At 70.3% G+C, this 18164-nt stretch carries 18 protein-coding genes; 8 read left to right on the top strand and 10 right to left on the bottom strand.

Annotated elements, in window-relative coordinates:
• Positions 1–13: 13 nt before the first annotated feature.
• From OG390_RS05415 to OG390_RS05395, 5 genes are read right to left on the bottom strand one after another with little or no spacing between them, the layout of a single operon-like run.
• Positions 14–1033, bottom strand: a complete 1020-nt coding sequence (locus OG390_RS05415; RefSeq protein ID WP_406165411.1) for a Gfo/Idh/MocA family protein — start codon at positions 1031–1033, stop codon at positions 14–16.
• Between the two features lie 26 nt (positions 1034–1059).
• Positions 1060–1962: a sugar phosphate isomerase/epimerase family protein gene (locus OG390_RS05410; protein ID WP_406165409.1), complete on the bottom strand. Its 903-nt coding sequence runs from the start codon at positions 1960–1962 to the stop codon at positions 1060–1062.
• Between the two features lies 1 nt (position 1963).
• The gene (locus OG390_RS05405; RefSeq protein ID WP_406165407.1) at positions 1964–2878 is read right to left on the bottom strand and encodes an ATP-binding cassette domain-containing protein; all 915 of its coding nucleotides are present in this window, start codon (positions 2876–2878) and stop codon (positions 1964–1966) included.
• An 8-nt stretch (positions 2879–2886) separates the two neighbouring features.
• The gene (locus OG390_RS05400; protein ID WP_406165405.1) at positions 2887–3963 is read right to left on the bottom strand and encodes an ABC transporter permease; all 1077 of its coding nucleotides are present in this window, start codon (positions 3961–3963) and stop codon (positions 2887–2889) included.
• Positions 3963–4982: a sugar ABC transporter substrate-binding protein gene (locus OG390_RS05395; protein WP_406165403.1), complete on the bottom strand. Its 1020-nt coding sequence runs from the start codon at positions 4980–4982 to the stop codon at positions 3963–3965. Before OG390_RS05395 ends, OG390_RS05400 begins: the two co-directional genes overlap by 1 nt.
• Positions 4983–5267: 285 nt before the next feature.
• Here OG390_RS05395 and iolC point away from each other — a divergent pair, with 285 nt between their 5' ends.
• The 6 genes from iolC (at position 5268) to OG390_RS05365 (ending at position 12439) form a co-directional block, all read left to right on the top strand.
• Complete coding sequence (gene iolC / locus OG390_RS05390; RefSeq protein ID WP_406165401.1) at positions 5268–6224, top strand: 5-dehydro-2-deoxygluconokinase; 957 nt, start codon at positions 5268–5270, stop codon at positions 6222–6224.
• A gap of 66 nt (positions 6225–6290) precedes the next feature.
• Positions 6291–7169, top strand: a complete 879-nt coding sequence (locus OG390_RS05385) for a deoxyribose-phosphate aldolase (RefSeq protein ID WP_406165399.1) — start codon at positions 6291–6293, stop codon at positions 7167–7169.
• A gap of 65 nt (positions 7170–7234) precedes the next feature.
• Positions 7235–8143: a 5-deoxy-glucuronate isomerase gene (iolB, locus tag OG390_RS05380; protein WP_406165397.1), complete on the top strand. Its 909-nt coding sequence runs from the start codon at positions 7235–7237 to the stop codon at positions 8141–8143.
• Positions 8143–10014 (top strand): 3D-(3,5/4)-trihydroxycyclohexane-1,2-dione acylhydrolase (decyclizing), encoded by a 1872-nt coding sequence (gene iolD, locus OG390_RS05375; protein ID WP_406165395.1) that lies wholly within the window; start codon positions 8143–8145, stop codon positions 10012–10014. The genes iolB and iolD overlap by 1 nt, the downstream gene beginning before the upstream one ends.
• A 38-nt stretch (positions 10015–10052) precedes the next feature.
• Positions 10053–11546 (top strand): CoA-acylating methylmalonate-semialdehyde dehydrogenase, encoded by a 1494-nt coding sequence (locus OG390_RS05370; protein WP_406165393.1) that lies wholly within the window; start codon positions 10053–10055, stop codon positions 11544–11546.
• A gap of 92 nt (positions 11547–11638) precedes the next feature.
• Positions 11639–12439: a GntR family transcriptional regulator gene (locus tag OG390_RS05365; RefSeq protein ID WP_406165391.1), complete on the top strand. Its 801-nt coding sequence runs from the start codon at positions 11639–11641 to the stop codon at positions 12437–12439.
• 58 nt (positions 12440–12497) lie between these two features.
• Here the strand turns inward: OG390_RS05365 and OG390_RS05360 are convergent, their stop codons facing one another.
• Together OG390_RS05360 and OG390_RS05355 are read right to left on the bottom strand one after the other, a co-directional pair.
• The gene (locus tag OG390_RS05360) at positions 12498–12806 is read right to left on the bottom strand and encodes an LPXTG cell wall anchor domain-containing protein (RefSeq protein ID WP_406165389.1); all 309 of its coding nucleotides are present in this window, start codon (positions 12804–12806) and stop codon (positions 12498–12500) included.
• 280 nt (positions 12807–13086) lie between these two features.
• Positions 13087–14241 (bottom strand): Gfo/Idh/MocA family protein, encoded by a 1155-nt coding sequence (locus tag OG390_RS05355; RefSeq protein WP_406165387.1) that lies wholly within the window; start codon positions 14239–14241, stop codon positions 13087–13089.
• Between the two features lie 111 nt (positions 14242–14352).
• Between OG390_RS05355 and OG390_RS05350 the strand changes: the two genes are divergently transcribed.
• Positions 14353–15408, top strand: a complete 1056-nt coding sequence (locus tag OG390_RS05350; RefSeq protein ID WP_406165385.1) for a LacI family DNA-binding transcriptional regulator — start codon at positions 14353–14355, stop codon at positions 15406–15408.
• 178 nt (positions 15409–15586) lie between these two features.
• Here the strand turns inward: OG390_RS05350 and OG390_RS05345 are convergent, their stop codons facing one another.
• The 3 genes from OG390_RS05345 to OG390_RS05335 all read right to left on the bottom strand — a co-directional run bounded on the left by OG390_RS05345 (position 15587) and on the right by OG390_RS05335 (position 17650).
• On the bottom strand, positions 15587–16141 hold the full coding sequence (locus OG390_RS05345) for a TetR/AcrR family transcriptional regulator (RefSeq protein ID WP_406165384.1): 555 nt from the start codon (positions 16139–16141) through the stop codon (positions 15587–15589).
• Positions 16142–16146: 5 nt separating this feature from the next.
• The gene (locus tag OG390_RS05340; RefSeq protein ID WP_406165382.1) at positions 16147–16842 is read right to left on the bottom strand and encodes a type 1 glutamine amidotransferase domain-containing protein; all 696 of its coding nucleotides are present in this window, start codon (positions 16840–16842) and stop codon (positions 16147–16149) included.
• Positions 16843–17086: 244 nt separating this feature from the next.
• Positions 17087–17650 carry a PadR family transcriptional regulator gene (locus OG390_RS05335; protein WP_406165380.1) on the bottom strand — a complete coding sequence of 188 codons (564 nt, stop codon included), beginning with the start codon at positions 17648–17650 and terminating at the stop codon, positions 17087–17089.
• An 82-nt stretch (positions 17651–17732) separates the two neighbouring features.
• On the opposite strand from OG390_RS05335, the gene OG390_RS05330 reads away from it, so the two are divergent.
• Positions 17733–18134, top strand: coding sequence for a nuclear transport factor 2 family protein (locus OG390_RS05330; RefSeq protein WP_406165378.1), 402 nt, complete (start codon positions 17733–17735; stop codon positions 18132–18134).
• Positions 18135–18164: the final 30 nt, after the last annotated feature.

Genomic DNA, 18164 nt, shown 5'->3' with positions numbered 1-18164 from the left:
GCCTTCCGGCGGGTCAGCAGTAGAGGGCGGGGCGCTCGATCAGTTCGACCTCGGTCCGACGGCCCTGCGCCTGGGCGAGGACGCCCGCCTCGCACACGGCCGCCGCGGCGTATCCGTCCCAGCTGCTGGGCCCGGTGACCTCGCCGCGCAGCGTCGCGTCGACCCAGGCCTGCACCTCGCGGTCGTACGCGTCCACGAACCGTTCCACGAAGTCCGGGGCGATGGAACCGCCCCACCGTCCCGCCGTGTTGACGAGCATCCCGTGGGCCTCGCCGATCCGTGCCGTGCCGTTCTCGCAGACCGCCTCGGCCTGCACCTGGTAGCCGAAGCGGCAGTTGACGTAGATCTCGACGTCGACAAGGGTGCCCCCGTCCGTCTCGAAGACGACGAACTGCGGGTCGGACAGGCCCTCGGGCGCGTTGCCGGAGGGCTTCGGCTTCATCACCGTGACCGCGGTGATCTCCTGACCCAGCAGCCAGCGGGCCACGTCCATCTCGTGCACCACGGAGTCGTTGATGAGCATCTGCTCGGTGAAGTACGGCAGGACGTCGGCGTTTCGGTGCCGGTTGTGCAGCATCAGCGGCCGGCCCAGTTCGCCGCTGTCCAGCAGTGACTTGAGCTTCATGTACTCGGCGTCGTACCGCCGCATGAACCCGACCTGGACCCGCCGGTGGCCGAGCTTCTGCTCGGCCTTCATGACGCGCAGCGCGGAGGCCGCGTCCGGTGTGAGCGGCTTCTCGCACAGCACCGGCAGGTCGTGCTCGAAGGCGGTGAGCAGCGCCGCCTCGTGGGCCGGGCCGGGCGAGGCGATGATCACGGCGTCGACGTCGTCAGCGGCCATGGCCGCGGCCGGGTCGGTGTACGCGGAGCAGCCGTCGATGCCCGCGGCGAGCTGCTTGGCCCGTTCCGCGTCGAGGTCCGCGACGGCGGTCACCCGCGCCCCGCTGATGACCTCGGTGATCCGGCGTACGTGGTCGGCCCCCATCCGGCCGGTTCCGATGACGGCGATGCCGAGCATTCCGCGCTGGGTCATGGTGTTCGGTGGTCCCTTCGGGTGGTTCAGGCGCCGCAGGAGCGGAGGAACGTGCGGGTGCGCACGGCGATGGGCAGCGGCTTGTCCGGCTCGCAGGGGTACATGTCCTGCTCGACGATGGCGAACAGCTCGACGCCCAGGCGCTGGGCCGCAACCAGCACCGGCTCCAACTCCGGTACGCCGGACGGGGGTTCGCACATCACGCCGCGCTGGACGGCGGGGCCGAACGGTACCTCGTTCTTGACGACGTCGGCGAGGATGTCGGGGTCGACCTGCTTGAGGTGGAGATAGCCGATCCGCTCCCCGTAGGTCTCGATGAGCTTCACGCTGTCGCCGCCGCAGTAGGCGTAGTGCCCGGTGTCCAGGCAGAGATTGACCAGCTCGGAGTCGGTCGAGTCGAGGAAGCGCTCGACGTGGTCCTCGGTGTCGATGTGGGTGTCGGCGTGCGGGTGGACGACGATGTCGAGGCCGTACGTCTCCTTGACCTCGTGGCCGAGCCGCTCCATGCCCTTGGTCAGGTGGGCCCACTGCTCGGCGGTCAGCTCCGGCGGCTCCAGGATCTCGGCGGTCTTGTCGTCCCGCCAGAAGGAAGGGATGACCACCAGGTGCTTCGCGCCCATGTCCTGGGTGAGGGCGGCGACCTCGCTGACGTGCTTCCAGGTGGACTCCCAGACCGCGGGCCCGCGGTGCAGCCCGGTGAAGACCGTGCCGGCCGACACCTTCAGCCGGCGCCTGTTCACCTCGTCGGTGAGCCGGGCGGGGTCGGTCGGCAGATAGCCGTACGGGCCGAGTTCGATCCAGGAGTAGCCGGCTTCGGCGACCTCGTCCAGGAACCGTTCCCAGGGCACCTGCTGCGGGTCGTCGGGGAACCAGACGCCCCAGGAGTCGGGGGCCGAGCCGACCCGGATGCGGTCGAGGGGAGTGGTCATCTCAGAGTGTCCCTTCGGACGAGGCCGCCACGGGTGCCTGGAGGTCCTCCGCTTCGGGGAGCTCCTCGACGTCGACGCCGCGTACCTGGGCCAACTCGTGCTTGAGGGCGGCGAGTTCGGCGCCGCCGGCCATGTGGTTGGTGAGTTCTTCCAGGCTGACCTCGCTGCGGTCGGCGCTGAGCTCCATGGTGCCCAGGCGGAGCACGCTGAAGTGGTCGCCGACCATGTAGGCGTGGTGCGGGTTGTGGGTGATGAAGATGACGCCGAGGCCGCGGTCGCGGGCGGCGGCGATGTACTTGAGGACGACGCCCGACTGTTTGACGCCGAGCGCGGCTGTCGGCTCGTCCAGGATCAGCACCCGGGCGCCGAAGTAGACGGCGCGGGCGATGGCCACGGACTGGCGCTGGCCGCCGGAGAGGGTGCCGATGGGCTGGTCGAGGTCGTCGAGGACGATGCCCATGTTGCGCAGTTCCTCGTCGGCGGTCTGCTTCATCTGCCCGATGTCGAGGCGGCGTACGGGCCAGGGGCCCTTGGTCATCTCGGAGCCGAGGAAGAAGTTCCGCCATACCGGCATCAGCGGGACGGTGGCCAGGTCCTGGTAGACGGTGGCGATGCCCTTGTCGAGTGCCTCACGCGGTGTGGAGAAGCGCACGGGGGCGCCGTCGACGAGGAACTCGCCCTCGGTGTGCTGGTGCAGCCCGGAGATGATCTTGATGAGGGTTGATTTGCCGGCGCCGTTGTCGCCGAGTACGCAGGTCACCTTGCCGGGGTGCACGGCGAGGGAGACGCCGTGCAAGGCGCGGATGTTGCCGTAGGACTTGCCGGCGTTGCGCAGCTCGACGAGGGCGGCGGTGCCGTCCTCGGGCGGGGTGTCGGCGAGGATGGCGCCCGCCGTTCCGGATCCGTTGCTGGTCATGAGTCAGTTCACCTCCGGGTCGCCGTGCGGCGGACCCACAGATTGATGAGCGTGGCGCCGAGCAGCATCACGCCGAGGAAGGCCTTGAACCAGTCGGGGTTCCATCCGGCGTACACGATGCCCTGCTGCACCATGCCGAACATGAAGGCACCGAAGACCGGGCCGATCGCGGAGCCGTAGCCGCCGGTCAGCAGGCAGCCGCCGATCACCGCCGCGGAGATGTAGATCAGCTCCTGGCCCACGCCCTCGCCGGACTGCACGGTGTTGAAGGAGAACAGCTGGTGCATGCCGACGAACCAGGCGCCGAAGCCCACGGTCATGAACAGCGAGATCTTGGTGAAGGTCACCGGCACACCGACGGCCCGTGCGGAGTCCTGGTTGCCGCCGACCGCGAAGATCCAGTTGCCGTACTTGGTGCGCAGCAGCACCCATGTGGCCAGGGCCGCGAAGATCAGCCAGTACACGATGGTGATCTTCACCTGGACGCCGCCGACGTCGAAGGACGAGGCGAAGATTTTCTTCGCCTGGTCGAAGCCGTCCATATTGCTGATGTCGTCGGTGGCGACGTTGGTGGTGACCAGCTTGGTGATTGCGAGGTTCGCGCCCTGAAGGATCAGGAAGGTGCCGAGGGTGACCAGGAAGCTGGGCAGCCCGGTCTTGACCACCATCCAGCCGTTGAAGAAGCCGACCGCCAGCGACACGAGGAGGGCGACGATCACGCCGACCCAGACGTTCATGGTCAGTTGGTAGCTGAGCATGCTCGCGGTCAGCGCCGAGGTGATGACGGCGACGCCGGCCGACAGGTCGAACTCCCCGCCGATCATCAGCAGCGCCACGGGCAGGGCCATGATCCCGATGGTCGACGACTGGTAGAGGATGTTGGCCATCGAGCCGCCGTCGCGCACCGGCGGCGCCGAGACGAGGAAGAAGACGTACACCGCTACGGCGCCGAGGAAGACACCCACTTCGGGCCGCGCGAGCACCCTGAACACCAGGGGGCGTTGCGCGGTCCGCCCGTCGGTCCTGCTCGGGCCGGAGGCCGGCGGTGAGGGCACCGCCGGCGCAGCCTGCTGGGCCATGCTCATCACCGGGTGCCCTTCGCGGCGAACTTGGCGACGGAGCCGACGTTGGACTTGTCGACGAAGGCCGGGCCGGTCAGGATCGGCTGCTCACCGCCGCCGCTGTAGTTGCCGTTGTTCTTGTAGAGCCACAGGGAATCGATCGCCAGGTAGCCCTGCAGGTAGGGCTGCTGGTCTACAGCGAACTGGATGGTGCCCTTGCCGATGGCGGTCGTCAGGTCCTTGTTGAGGTCGAAGGTCGCGATCTTCGCCTTGCTGCCCGCGTCGCCCACCGACTGCACGGCGGTCAGGGCGAACGGGGCGCCGAGGGCGACGACATAGTCGATGGCGCTGTCCTGCTTGAGCTTGGCGGTGATCGTGGACTTCACGGACGGCATGTCGGTGCCGTTGACGTAGAGGGTCTCCGTCGTGCCGCTGAACGTCTTCTTCACGCCGTCGCAGCGCTGGGTGAGGCCGATGTTGCCCTGCTCCTGGATCACGCAGACGGCCTTCTTGGCGCCTTCGGAGTTCAGCTTGTTGCCGAGCGCCTCGCCCGCCACCGTCTCGTCCTGCCCGAAGAACTCCATCAGGCCGAGCTTCTTCCAGTCGCTCACACCGGAGTTGAGGCCGACCACGGGAATGCCGGCCGACTTCGCCTTGCCCACGACGTCCTTCATCGCGTCCGGCTTGGCGAGGGTGATCGCGATGCCGTCGGCCTTCTGGTCGATCGCGTTCTGCACCAGGTTGGCCTGCTCGCCTGCGCTCGGGCTGGAGGAGTAGACCAGCTTGATGTTGTCCTTGGCCGCTGCGGCCTCCGCGCCCTTGCGGACGATGTCCCAGAAGGTGTCGCCGGGCGACTGGTGGGTGACCAGGGCGACCGTCATGCGGGGGGTACTGGCCTTGCCCGCGGAGGCGGCGGCGCCGCCTTCCTCGGACTTCTTGCCACCGGAGCTGCTGGAGCAGCCGGCTATGAGGAGCGCGGACGCCGCGACTGTCGCGACGAGTGGGGCGATTCTGCGAGAGCGGGGGTGAAACGTGCGGTCCATCTTCCAGCACCTCACTGTGCGACGGGGGAACGGGACGGCGCGGGGCGCGAGGCCCGTAGGGGGCTCGGACGGCAGGTCCGGGTCTTGAGCCGGTGGCGTGGCTGTTTCGTTGGGACGGGATACAAGTCCCTGTTGCACCCGCCTGTCAATACTTTGTTAAGACATCATTTCCTGAGCAGGTCCGAATGTCAGTACAAAGTCTTGACAGGAGCTTGCTGTGCGTCCTACACCTAAGAGGCACCGGGCGCCCCGTTGCCCGCATCCCACGCATCAGGAGCGTCACGCATGCCTGAGTCCGCTGAATCCTTCGACGTCATCACCATGGGACGTATCGGCGTCGATCTCTACCCCCTGCAGACGGGTGTGCCGCTCGCGCAGGTCGAATCCTTCGGAAAGTTCCTCGGCGGCTCCGCCGCCAATGTCGCGGTGGCCGCCGCGCGCCTGGGCCGCGCCACCGCGGTGATCACCCGCACCGGCCAGGACCCGTTCGGCACCTATCTCCACCAGGCGCTCAAGGAGTTCGGCGTCGACGACCGCTGGGTCACACCGGTGGCCGCGTATCCCACGCCGATCACCTTCTGTGAGATCTTCCCGCCGGACGACTTCCCGCTGTACTTCTACCGGCGGCCCAAGGCTCCGGACCTGGAGATCCACACCGACGAGCTGGACTTCTTCGCCCTGCGCGCGGCCCGCATCTTCTGGATCACCGGCACCGGCCTGAGCGAGGAGCCCAGCCGCTCGGCCACGCTCGCCGCCCTGAAGGCGCGCGCCAAGTCGGGCACCACGGTCTTCGACCTCGACTGGCGCCCGATGTTCTGGAAGGACCCGGACAGCGCGCGCCCGTACTACGCCGAGGCCCTGCGCCACGCCACGGTCGCCGTCGGCAACCTCGACGAGTGCGAGATCGCCACCGGGGTACGCGAACCACGGGCCTGCGCCCAGGCCCTCCTTGACGCCGGTGTGGAAGTGGCCGTCGTCAAACAGGGCCCCAAGGGAGTCCTGGCCGTCCACCGAGACGGCACCGTCGCCGAGGTCCCGCCGGTACCGGTGGAGGTCGTCAACGGCCTCGGCGCCGGGGACGCGTTCGGCGGCTCGCTCTGCCACGGTCTGCTGTCCGGCTGGGAGTTGGAGAAGACCATCCGGCATGCCAACGCCGCCGGCGCGCTCGTCGCCTCCCGGCTCGCCTGCTCCTCCGCGATGCCGACCGAGTCCGAGGTCGAGGACCTCCTCGCACGCGGCTGACCGAGTCCGCGGCCGAGGCGCACCGCGTACGCGGCCGCCCGACGCCACCCCTGAACGGAGCCTGTCTTGAGCATCAGCATCCCCGACCTCGTCTCGGTGCGCGCCCGGCACCCGGAGGCCATCGCCGAAGCGGCCGCCCGCCGTGTCAGGCGCCCGCTGATCGGCGACAGCGGCCGCCTGATGATCGTGGCCGCCGACCACCCCGCTCGCGGCGCCCTCGGCGTCGGCGAGCACCGCCTGGCCATGGCCAACCGCGCCGACCTCCTGGAACGCCTCTGCGTCGCGCTGTCCAGGCCCGGTGTGGACGGGGTGCTGGCCACCGCCGACATCCTGGAGGACCTGCTGCTCCTGGGCGTCCTGGAGAACAAGGTCGTGATGGGCTCCATGAACCGCGGCGGTCTCGCGGGCGCCTCCTTCGAGATGGACGACCGCTTCACCGGCCACCGTGCCGAGGACATCGAGCGGCTCCGCTTCGACGCCGGAAAGCTCCTGCTGCGCATCGACTACGACGACCCCGGCTCCCTGGAGACCCTGCAGACCACGGCCCGTGCCGTCGACGACATGGCCGCCCGCCGACTGCCGCTGTTCGTCGAGCCGTTCATATCCCGCCGGGTGGAAGGCACGGTCCGCAACGACCTGAGCGCCGAGGCCGTCACCCGGTCCATCGCCATCGCCTCCGGCCTGGGCGGCACTTCCGCCTACACCTGGCTCAAGCTGCCGGTCACCGACGACCCCGACGACATGGCCGAGGTACTGGAGGCGTCCACGCTGCCCGCCGTGCTGCTCGGCGGCGAGGTCGGCAGGGACCAGGAGGGGGCGTACGAGAGATGGCGCAAGGCCCTGCGGCTGCCCACCGTCCAGGGCATGGTCGTGGGCCGGTCGCTGCTGTACCCCGCCGAGGGCGGCGTGGAGACCGCGGTGGACACCGCGGTCGGCCTGCTCTGAATCCCCGTTCAGCCTGTTCTGAACCCCTGTTCAGCCTGTTCTGAGCCCCGTACAGGAGCCACCCGATGACCACCACGCACCACCTTCCCGCGGGCAAGGCCACCACCGACGCCTACGCCGTCGACGTCACACCCGAGTCCGCCGACTGGGGCTACTCCAGCCTGCGTGTCCTCGAACTGCCGCCCGGCGGCCGGCATGTCTTCGACACCGGCGACAGCGAGTGGATCGTGCTCCCGCTGTCGGGCGGCTGCACCGTCGCCGTCGGCGGCGACACGTTCCGGCTCGCCGGGCGCGAGAGCGTCTTCAGCGGGGTGAGCGACTTCGCGTACGTCCCCCGGGACGCCCAGGTCTCGATCGCCTCGCGCGACGGCGGGCGGTTCGCGCTCACCGGCGCCCGCTGCGCCCGCCGGCTGCCCGCCCGCTACGGGCCCGCCTCCTCGGTACCGGTCGAGATGCGCGGCACCGGCAACTGCTCACGCCAGGTCAACAACTTCGGTGCGGCAGCCCGCGCCGGAGGCGCTGATGGACAGGGTTTCGAGTGCGACAAGTTGATCGCCGTCGAGGTGATCACACCCGGCGGCAACTGGTCCTCCTTCCCGCCGCACAAGCACGACGAGCACCGGCCCGGCGAGGAATCGGAGCTGGAAGAGATCTACTACTTCGAGTTCACCGCCCATGAGGGCACGCCCGGTCTCGGCTACCAGCGGGTCTCGCCCTCGGGCCGCGGCAGCAACACCGACGTGCTGGCCGAGGTGCGCGACGGCGATGTCGTCCTCATCCCGGACGGCTGGCACGGACCGTCCATGGCCGCGCCAGGACACGACATGTACTACCTCAACGTCATGGCGGGTCCCGGCGCCGACCGCGCGTGGCTGATCTGCGATCACCCCGACCACGCCTGGATCCGCGCCACCTGGCCCGAGCGGCCCGTCGACCCCCGCCTTCCCCTCTACACGGCACCGGAGAAGTCCTGATGAGCACCCCCATCCGCCGTCTGACCGTCGCCCAGGCGCTGGTGCGCTTCCTGTCCGCGCAGTACAGCGAGCGCGACGGCGTACGGCACCGGCTGATCGCCGGCACCTGGGGCATCTTCGGCCACGGCAACGTGGCGGGCATCGGCCAGGCGCTGCTGGAGGCCGGCGAGGACACCATGCCCTTCCACCAGGGCCGCAACGAGCAGTCCATGGTGCACGCCGCGGTCGGCTACGCCCGCCAGCTCAACCGCCTGTCCGCACAGGCCGTCACCACGTCCATCGGCCCCGGCGCCACCAACCTCGTCACCGGCGCGGCCCTCGCCACGGTCAACCGCCTCCCTGTGCTGCTCCTGCCGGGCGACTACTTCGCGACGCGCCCGGCCGACCCGCTGCTCCAGCAGCTGGAGCACCCCGTCGAGGCCGACGTCTCCGTCAACGACACCCTGCGCCCGGTCTCCCGCTACTTCGACCGGATCACCCGCCCCGAGATGCTGATCCCGTCCGCCCTGAACGCAATGCGGGTCCTGACCGACCCGGCCGAGACCGGTGCCGTCACCCTCGCCATGCCGCAGGACGTGCAGGCGGAAGCGTACGACTGGCCGCAGGAGTTCTTCGCCGAGCGCGTCTGGCACGTACGCCGTCCCGCACCCGACCCGGTCGAACTCGCCGAAGCCGTACGGGAGATCCGCGCCGCCGGGCGCCCGCTGATCGTCGCCGGCGGGGGACTGCACCACAGCGAGGCCGAGGGCGCGCTGAAGGCCCTGGTCGACGCCACCGGCATCCCGGTCGCCTCCACGCAGGCGGGCAAGGGCTCCCTGCGGCACGACCACCCCGCCGACCTCGGCGGTATCGGCCACACCGGCACCGCCGTCTGCGACGACATCGCCCGCACCGCCGACCTGATCATCGGGGTCGGCACCCGCTACACCGACTTCACGACCGCGTCCAACACGCTGTTCCAGGAGCCCGGCGTCCGGTTCGTCAACCTGAACATCACCGCCTTCGACGCCCACAAACTCGCCGCCCGCACGCTGGTCGCGGACGCGCGGACGGGCCTTGAGGCGCTCGCCGAGCGTCTGTCCGGCCACCGGGTGGCGGAGGCGTACGAAGCCGAGTACCGCGCGGGCAAGGCGCGTTGGGAGGAAGTGGTCGAGACCGCCTACCGGGCCGAGGACTCCGCCGTGCCCACCCAGACCCAGCTCCTCGGCGCCCTGGACGCGGTCGTCGGCGACGACGACGTGGTCATCAACGCGGCCGGTTCGCTCCCCGGCGACCTGCACAAGCTGTGGCGGGCACGCAGCCCGCGCCAGTACCACCTGGAATACGGCTACTCGTGCATGGGCTACGAGATCCCGGCCGGCATCGGCGTCCAGCAGGCCGCGCCCGGCACACCGGTCTGGTCGCTGGTCGGCGACGGCACGTATCTGATGATGCCCACCGAGATCGTCACCGCCGTGCAGGAGGGCCTGCCCGTCAACCTGGTGCTGATCCAGAACCACGGCTACGCCTCCATCGGCGGCCTCTCCGAGGAGACCGGCGGCGAGCGCTTCGGCACCGCCTACCGCTACCGGGCCGCCGACGGCACCTTCTCCGGGGCCCCGCTCCCGGTGGACCTCGCCGCCAACGCCGCCAGCCTCGGCATGGACGTCCTGCGCGCCAAGACCGTACGGGAACTGCGGGACGCGCTCGCCGCGGCGCGGGCCTCGGACCGGCCGACGTGCGTGTATGTCGAGACAGACCCGACGCCCAGCGCCCCTCCGGCCGAAGCCTGGTGGGACGTACCCGTCGCCGAAGTGGCCTCGCGCGAAGCCGCCGTGAACGCCCGTGAACAGTACGACGGCCACGCCGCAGCGCGCCGCCACCACCTCTGACTCCTGTGAACTTCCCGCCCACGAAAGGCCCCCGCACCATGAAGACCCTCACCCACTGGATCGGCGGCAAGCCCGTCGAGTCCGCCTCCGGACGCTTCGGCCCGGTCTACAACCCGGCCACCGGAGCCCAGGAGAAGCAGGTCGGCTTCGCCTCGGTCGACGAGGTGGACACCGCCGTCGCCACCGCGAAGGCCGGCTTCGAGAGCTGGGGGAGCACCTCGCTCGCCAAGCGCACGGCGATCCTGTTCAAGTACCGCGAACTGTTGGACGCCCACCGCGACGAGATCGCCGAGCTGATCACCGCCGAGCACGGCAAGGTCCACTCCGACGCGCTCGGCGAGGTCGCCCGCGGCATGGAGATCGTCGAGCTGGCCTGCGGCATCTCCGAGAAGCTCAAGGGCGAGCTGTCCACGCAGGTCTCGACCCGGGTGGACGTCGCCTCGATCCGCCGGCCGCTGGGCGTCGTCGCCGGCATCACGCCGTTCAACTTCCCGGCCATGGTGCCGATGTGGATGTTCCCGCTCGCCATCGCCTGCGGCAACACCTTCGTGCTCAAGCCGAGTGAGAAGGACCCGTCGGCCTCCTTCCGGCTGGCGGAGCTGGCCTCCGAGGCCGGGCTGCCGGACGGTGTGCTGAACATCGTGCAGGGCGACAAGGTCGCCGTGGACCGCCTCCTGGAGCACCCGGACGTCGTCGCGGTCTCCTTCGTCGGCTCCACGCCCATCGCCAAGTACATCCAGCTCAAGGGCGTCGAGCACGACAAGCGTGTCCAGGCCCTCGGCGGCGCCAAGAACCACATGCTCGTCCTGCCCGACGCCGACCTGGACTTCGCCGCCGACCAGGCCATCAACGCCGCGTACGGCTCGGCCGGTGAGCGGTGCATGGCGGTGTCCGTCGTGGTCGCGGTCGGCGACACCGGCGACGAGCTGGTCGGCAAGATCGCCGAGCGCGCGAAGGGACTGAAGATCGGACCGGGCCATGACCCCGCCTCCGAGATGGGTCCGCTCATCACCCGCGAGCACCGCGACAAGGTGGCCTCGTACGTGGCGAGCGCGGCGGCCCAGGGCGCCGAGGTCGTCGTCGACGGCACCGGCTACGTGGTAGCGGGCCACGAGGACGGCTTCTTCCTCGGCGTCTCGCTGCTCGACAAGGTGCCGGTGACGGCGGACGCGTACCGGGACGAGATCTTCGGCCCGGTCCTGTGCGTCGTGCGTGCCGACACCTACGACGACGCCATCGAGCTCATCAACAGCTCCCGTTGGGGCAACGGCACCGCGATCTTCACTCGGGACGGCGGCGCCGCCCGCCGCTTCCAGCTGGAGGTCCAGGCCGGCATGGTCGGCATCAACGTGCCGATCCCGGTGCCCGTCGGCTACCACTCCTTCGGCGGCTGGAAGGACTCCCTCTTCGGCGACCTGCACATCTACGGCAACGACGGCATCGCCTTCTACACCCAGGGCAAGGTGATCACCACCCGCTGGCCCGATCCGGCCGACGGCGGCATCAACCTCGGCTTCCCCAGCCACTCCTGAGCCGCTTCCGGACTCAAGCGGCGGCCGGTGCGGGAACGGACCCGCAGCCTTCCGCACCGGACGCCTTCAGGACCGAACGTCAGGACGATGCGATGGCAAGGGTTTCCACTCACCGGACCGCCGGATCCACACGAGCGAGCGCCGCCGCCACACTCGCCGGCATCGACTTCGCGCTCGACCGGAGCAGCCCCGTCCCGCTCTACTACCAGCTCGCTCAACAGCTGGAGTCCGCGATCCAGCGCGACGTGCTGAGCCCCGGGAGCCTGCTCGGCAACGAGGTCGAGCTCGCGGGGCGGCTCGGCCTGTCCCGCCCCACCGTCCGCCAGGCCATCCAGACCCTGGTCGACAAGGGGCTCCTGGTCCGCCGCCGCGGCGTGGGCACCCAGGTGGTGCACAGCCAGGTCAAACGTCCACTGGAACTGAGCAGCCTCTACGACGACTTGGAGACCGCCGGACAGAGCCCCACGACCCAGGTGCTGCACAACGAGGTCGAGCCCGCCTCCCCGGAGGTCGCGGCGGCCCTGGGCATCGCCGAGGGCAGCGGCGTGCACCGCGTGGACCGACTGCGCCTCACCCATGGCCAGCCCGTCGCGGCCCTGTGCAACTACATCCCGGAGGGACTGCTGGACGTCGACACCGCCCGACTGGAGTCGACCGGCCTGTACCGCATGATGCGCGCTGCCGGCATCACCCTGCACAGCGCCCGCCAGTCCGTGGGCGCCCGCTCGGCCACACAGGAGGAGGCCGAGCGGCTGCACGAACCCGCGGGCGCCGCCCTGCTCACCATGCGGCGCACGGCCTACGACGACACCGGCCGCGCGGTCGAGTACGGCACCCACATCTACCGCGCCTCGCGGTATGCCTTCGAGTTCCAGCTGCTCGTCCGCTCGTGAGGCGGTGCGTGCACGGACTCGCGTCCACGCAGTCCTACGCCCGGTACCGGACAGCTCGTCACTGTTCGGCGTCGCGACGGGCCCGGCCGCGGCGGCGCAGCAGAAGCAGACCGCCCGCGAGAGCGGCGACTCCGGTGGCGGCGGTCCAGGCGGGGAGATCCGAGGAGCCGGTGGCAGCCAGGTCGCCGCTCTTCCCGCCGAGCGGGCTCGCGCCGGAGGAGGGGGTGGCGGCGCCAGGCTCGGTGGAACCGGCGGTGGAGTCCGATGCGCCGGATCCGGCGGTGGACGGTGTCGGCGACGCCGACACCTCGGCCGCGGTGGCACCGGCCTTCTTCAGCATGTTCCGGCGACTGATCTGGGCTGTCACTGACGTGGTTCCTTCGCGCTCGGTGCCTGGGATGCCTACGCACAGGAGACGCCGTGGAACGCGGCCGATCACAGAAAGTCGGGCGACTGCGGGGGACGCTGCGCACCGGCCGAGGAGGGCACGGAGCGATCGGCCCCGGAAGCTGCGCTCTGCGGTGGCCGCGTGGTACGTGATCAGCACCCTTCGGGCTGTCGCGTTCCACCCGAGACGCCGGCTCGGCGCTGGTGAGCCGGCGGGCGCCGTTGATCGGATCGATCCGACCGTCGGATCCCGGCGTCGCTCAGGCCGGTGACACCCACGATCCCCGCTCGGCGGAGCGTGACATGGCATCCAGCGCGGCCGCGCTGTGAACCGCGTCAACCACCGTCGCGCCGTACGGGGTGTTGTCAGCAATGGACCGCAGGAAATTTTGGGCCTCGATGACCTTGAGGTCGTCATAGCCCATGCCGTTCGCCGAGCCCGGCTGGAACGCGGCGTACTCTCCGTCCCCTGGGCCGACGTACACGGTGCTCACGGGCTGATCCTGGTACGACGAACCCCGGCTGACCCCCAGTTCGCCCATCCGCCGGAAGTCCCAGAACACCGCGCCCTTCGTGCCGTGCACCTCGAGGCCGTAGTTGTTCTGTTCGCCGACGGAGACGCGGCAGGCCTCCAGCACGCCCCGCGCGCCGGAGGCGAAGCGCAGCAGGCAGTTGACGTAGTCCTCGTTCTCCACCGGGCCCAGTTCACCGCCCGCCGCGCGCGTATGGCCGGCGGTCGCTCCCGTCGGGCGGGCCCGCTCCGGCAGGAAGATCGCGGTGTCCGCGGTCAGCGCCTCGATCTCGCCGAGCAGGAAGCGCGCCAGATCGACGCCGTGCGATGCCAGGTCGCCCAGGACGCCGCTGCCGCCCCGCTCTCGCTCATAGCGCCAGGTCAGCGCGGACTCCGGATGCGCCGCGTAGTCGCTGAACAGCCGGATGCGGGCATGGGTGACGGTGCCGAGCTCGCCGGAGGCGATCAGTTCGCGGGCGGCGGCGACGGCGGGCGCGTTGCGGTAGTTGAAGCCGACCGTGCCCTGGACCCCGGCCTTGGCCACCGCGTCCGACACCGCGCAGGCGTCCTCGGCGGTCAGGCCCACCGGCTTCTCGATCCAGATGTGCTTGCCGGCCTCGGCCATCGCTGTGCCGATCTCGCGGTGCAGGAAGTTCGGGGCGGCGATGCTCACCGCCTGGACGCGCGGGTCGGCGGCGACCTCACGCCAATCCCGGGCCGCGGTGGCGAAGCCGTACTGGGCCGCGGCCTTCTCGGCGCGGCCGGGCACCTCGTCGGCGACGGCGAGCAGTTCGGGTCGCAGGGGGAGCTGCGGGAAGTGGTGCGGCACGCGGGCGTACGCCTGGGTGTGCACCCGCCCCATCCAGCCGAACCCCACGACGGCAACGCCGAGCGTACGCACCATGACTGCCTCTCTTTGGACCGGTCCAACAAGTTCTCGGCCCACCCTGAACGCCGTTGTGTGAGGTGTCAAGGCCTTTGACAAGCTCACCCGCCATATGGAACGGTCCAGAGTATGAGAGCACCGACGATTCGCGACGTCGCCGAACGGGCCGGAGTGTCGAAGTCGCTGGTTTCCCTCGTACTGCGCGGCTCCGACCAGGTCCGTGACGAGAAGCGACAGGCCGTGCTGGCCGCCGTCGAGGAGCTCGGCTACCGGCCCAACGCCGCCGCGCGCAGCCTCAGCGAGCGGCGCACCCGCACGGTCGGAGTGCTCCTCAACGACATGCGCAACCCCTGGTTCGTGGAGCTGCTCGACGGTCTGAACTCCCGGCTGCACGACTACGGTCTGCATATGCTGCTCGCCGACGGCCACCTCAACCGGCGCCTCGGCGAAGACCTCACCCGTACCTTCATGGACCTGGGGGTCGACGGGCTGATCGCCGTCGGCACGCTGCCGGTCTCCGAGGCGCTGCGTACGGCGGCCGGGCAGATTCCCACCGTGGTCGCCGGCGCCCGGGAGCCCGTGCTGCCCGGCGTGGACATCGTCGCGGGCGACGACGAGCACGGCGCCCGCCTCGCCACCGAGCACCTCATCGGCCTGGGCCACCGGCGTATCGCCCACATCGCGGGCCAGGGCGTGGTCGGTGAGCTGCGCCGCCGCGGCTTCGAGGCGGTCATGCGCGAGCACGGACTGGCCGAAGCGGCGATAGTGGAGCAGGGCGACCTGACCGAGGAGGGCGGCTACCGCGCCACGGTCCGACGGCTCAGCGCCTCCGAACGGCCCACCGCCGTCTTCGCGTTCAATGACATCGCCTGTGTCGGCGCCCTGTCGGCCGCCGAGGAACTCGGTCTCCAGGTGCCGCGCGATCTCTCCCTCGTCGGCTACGACAACACGTACCTCTCACGCCTGCGGCACCTGTGGCTCACCACCGTGGACAACGCCAGCCACGACGTCGGCCGCCGCGCCGCCCAGCGCCTGCTCGACCGGATCGAGGACCCCGCCCGCCCGGGCGAGGTCGTCCTCACTGCCCCGGCCCTGGAAGTCCGCGGGACGACGGCGCCACCGCGCGGTCAGGCCGGGGCCGGTGCCGGAACGGCGGTGGCGCGGGCGGTGAAGGACACCGATTGAACTCCAACGCCTGTGCGCCGAACGGGACATGGCCGTCGCGCCGGTCAGCCACGAACTCCATCTGATCGCCGCCGACACCGACACCGTGCACCTGCTGGAGGACCGCAGGCTGGTCCGCCACGGCCCCACGGCGGAACTGATCCCGTACCTGGATCGAACCGGACCGAGTCGGACCCGGCTAGATCGAGGCGGGGCCCAGCAACCCGGTCAGCAGCGCGTCCGTCGCCGGGGCGAGCAAATGCCTGCCGTCGGGCGCGGACTCCAGGCCGACGGCCAGGGCCAGGCAGATGTCGGCGGCTTCCGCGGGCTCGACGCCGGCCCGGGGGTCCGCCTCGGCGAAGAGAGCGATCAGGAGGCGGCGCAGGTCGCCGGTGAAGGTGTGGCAGATGTCGCCGAACAACCGGGCCTTCTCGTCGAGGAGTTCGGCCGTGTGCGGGGAGTCGCCGGCCAGCTGCAGCACCAGGCCGAGCTTGGCGGCGAGGACGCCCCGTACGCGTTCGGCGGGCGGGGCGTCCTCGCCGGCCGCCTGCCGGGCCCGGTCGAGCGCCTGCTCGTGCAGGCGTCCGGCGAGGCGGCGGAAGGCGTCGTCCTTGCTACGGACGTACTGGTAGACCGCTGACCGGGACACGCCCATGGTGGAGGCGATGTCGTCCATCGTCGTGCGCCGTACGCCGTACCGGGTGAGGCAGTCGTAGGCGGCGTCGAGGACTTCGTCGAGCCGGTCGGCGGCCATGGGCGTCAGCCCAGCTTCTCGAGCAGCTCGGCCGCGAGCGGGGCGGAGGAGGACGGGTTCTGGCCGGTGACCAGGTTGCGGTCGACGACCACCTTGGGCGCCCACGGCTCGCCCTCCTGGAAGTCGACGCCTGCCTCGACCAGCCGGTCCTGGAGCAGCCACTTGGCCTTGTCGGCGAGACCTGCCTGGGTCTCCTCGGCGTTGGTGAAGGCGGAGACCCGGTAGCCCGCGAAGGCGTTGCCGCCGTCCTCGCGGGTGGCGGCGAGCAGCGCGGCCGGGGCGTGGCACACCACGCCGAGCGGCTTGCCCGAGTCGAGCGCGAGGGTGAGGAGCCGGCCCGAGTCGGCGTTGACCGCGAGGTCCTCCATGGGGCCGTGGCCGCCGGGGTAGAAGACGGCCGCGTAGTCGTCCAGGTCCACGTCCTCCAGCTTGATCGGCTGCTGGAGTTCGACCATCGAGGCGAGGGCGTTCGCGACCCGGTCGGCGCCTTCCTGACCGCCGTTCACCTCGGGCGCCAGGCTGCCCCTGTCCACGGTCGGCACGACGCCGCCCGGCGTGGCGACGACGACCTCGTGGCCGGCGGCCTTGAAGGCCTCGTGCGGGGCGACGGCCTCCTCGGCCCAGAAGCCGGTCGGGTGCCGGGTGCCGTCGGCGAGCGTCCAGTAGTCGACGCCGGTCATCACGAAAAGGATCTTCGACATGGTGTGTCTCTCCGAGGGTGCGGGCCCTGACGGACCTGGGGGAGTGGTCTTGGCCCTACGCCTCCGTGAACGGGCGTGGGCCGTCGAACGCCCTGACGTTTCGCGCTCAGATCGTCAGGGCGGCGATGTCCTCGACGGTATGCGGGTCGGACATAGGTGACCAATAGGGAATCCGTTTGCAGGTATAGGATTTCCAATGGACTCCGAGGGGGGAGCGACACTCGCGGAGCCCAGAAGGGCGGAACTATCGCGGTACGGAGGCGCGCTGCTCCAGGATCCGCAGGGCCTGCACGGCCCAACGGATGTTCTCCCGCTCGTAGGCGCGGCCCCCCATCAGCGTGAGGTACGGGCCGACGCGCTCGGCCCCGGCCAGGTACTCGTCCTCGGTGCGTCCGTCGAGGAGCCGGGCGCGGATCCGGTCGTAGTGGGCCAGCTTGCCGCGAGCCCAATCCAGTCGCTCGGTGATCGCCGCCCGTACGGCCTCCTCGTCCCCCTCGTCGACGGCATAGACCTTGACCATCAACTCGTCGCGGATGGCCGTGGGTTTCGACGGCTCGGCGGTGAACGCGCGCAGGGCGTCGTGACCCGCCTCCGTCAGGGAGAACACCCGCTTGTTCGGCCGGCGTTCCTGTTGGACGAGCCGGGCCTCGATGAGCCCCTCGGACTCCATCCGGTCCAGCTCGCGATACAACTGCTGCGGAGTCGCCATCCAGAAGTTGGCCACCGACGCGTCGAACCCCTTGGCCAGGTCGTACCCCGACGCCTCGCCCTCCAGAAGCGCGGCCAGGACCGCGTTGCGCAATGCCATGCCCCAAGGCTAGACGGCACACACCCCCGCGACTAATCTGATCCGCACCTAATCAATTAGTTGAGTACCGGAGGTGGGCGTGATGCATTCCTTCCGCAAGGCCGTGGAGGCGGGCGACTTCGGCGCGATCGAGGAGATGCTGGCCGACGACGTCGTGTTCACCAGCCCCGTCGCCTTCAAGCCCTACCCGGGCAAGGCGATCACCGCGGCCATCCTGCGCGGTGTCTCCCGCGTCTTCACCGACTTCCGGTACGTCCGCGAGATCGCCGGTGCCGACGGCAGGGACCACGCGCTGCTCTTCGAGGCGAAGGTGGGCGACAAGGAGATCAACGGCTGCGACTTCCTGCACTTCGACGAGGACGGCAGGATCGACGACTTCATGGTCATGGTCCGTCCGCTGACGGCCGCCCAGGCGCTCTCCGAGGAGATGGGGGCGCAGTTCGAGCGGATCTCGCGAGAGGTGGCGGAGGCGTCGGGCGCGTAGGCAACGCCCCTGTGGCGCTCCGGGTTTGAC

The organism is Streptomyces sp. NBC_00996 (assembly GCF_045162675.1).
Lineage (GTDB): Bacteria > Actinomycetota > Actinomycetes > Streptomycetales > Streptomycetaceae > Streptomyces.
This window is presented reverse-complemented; position numbering and strand designations above follow the sequence as displayed.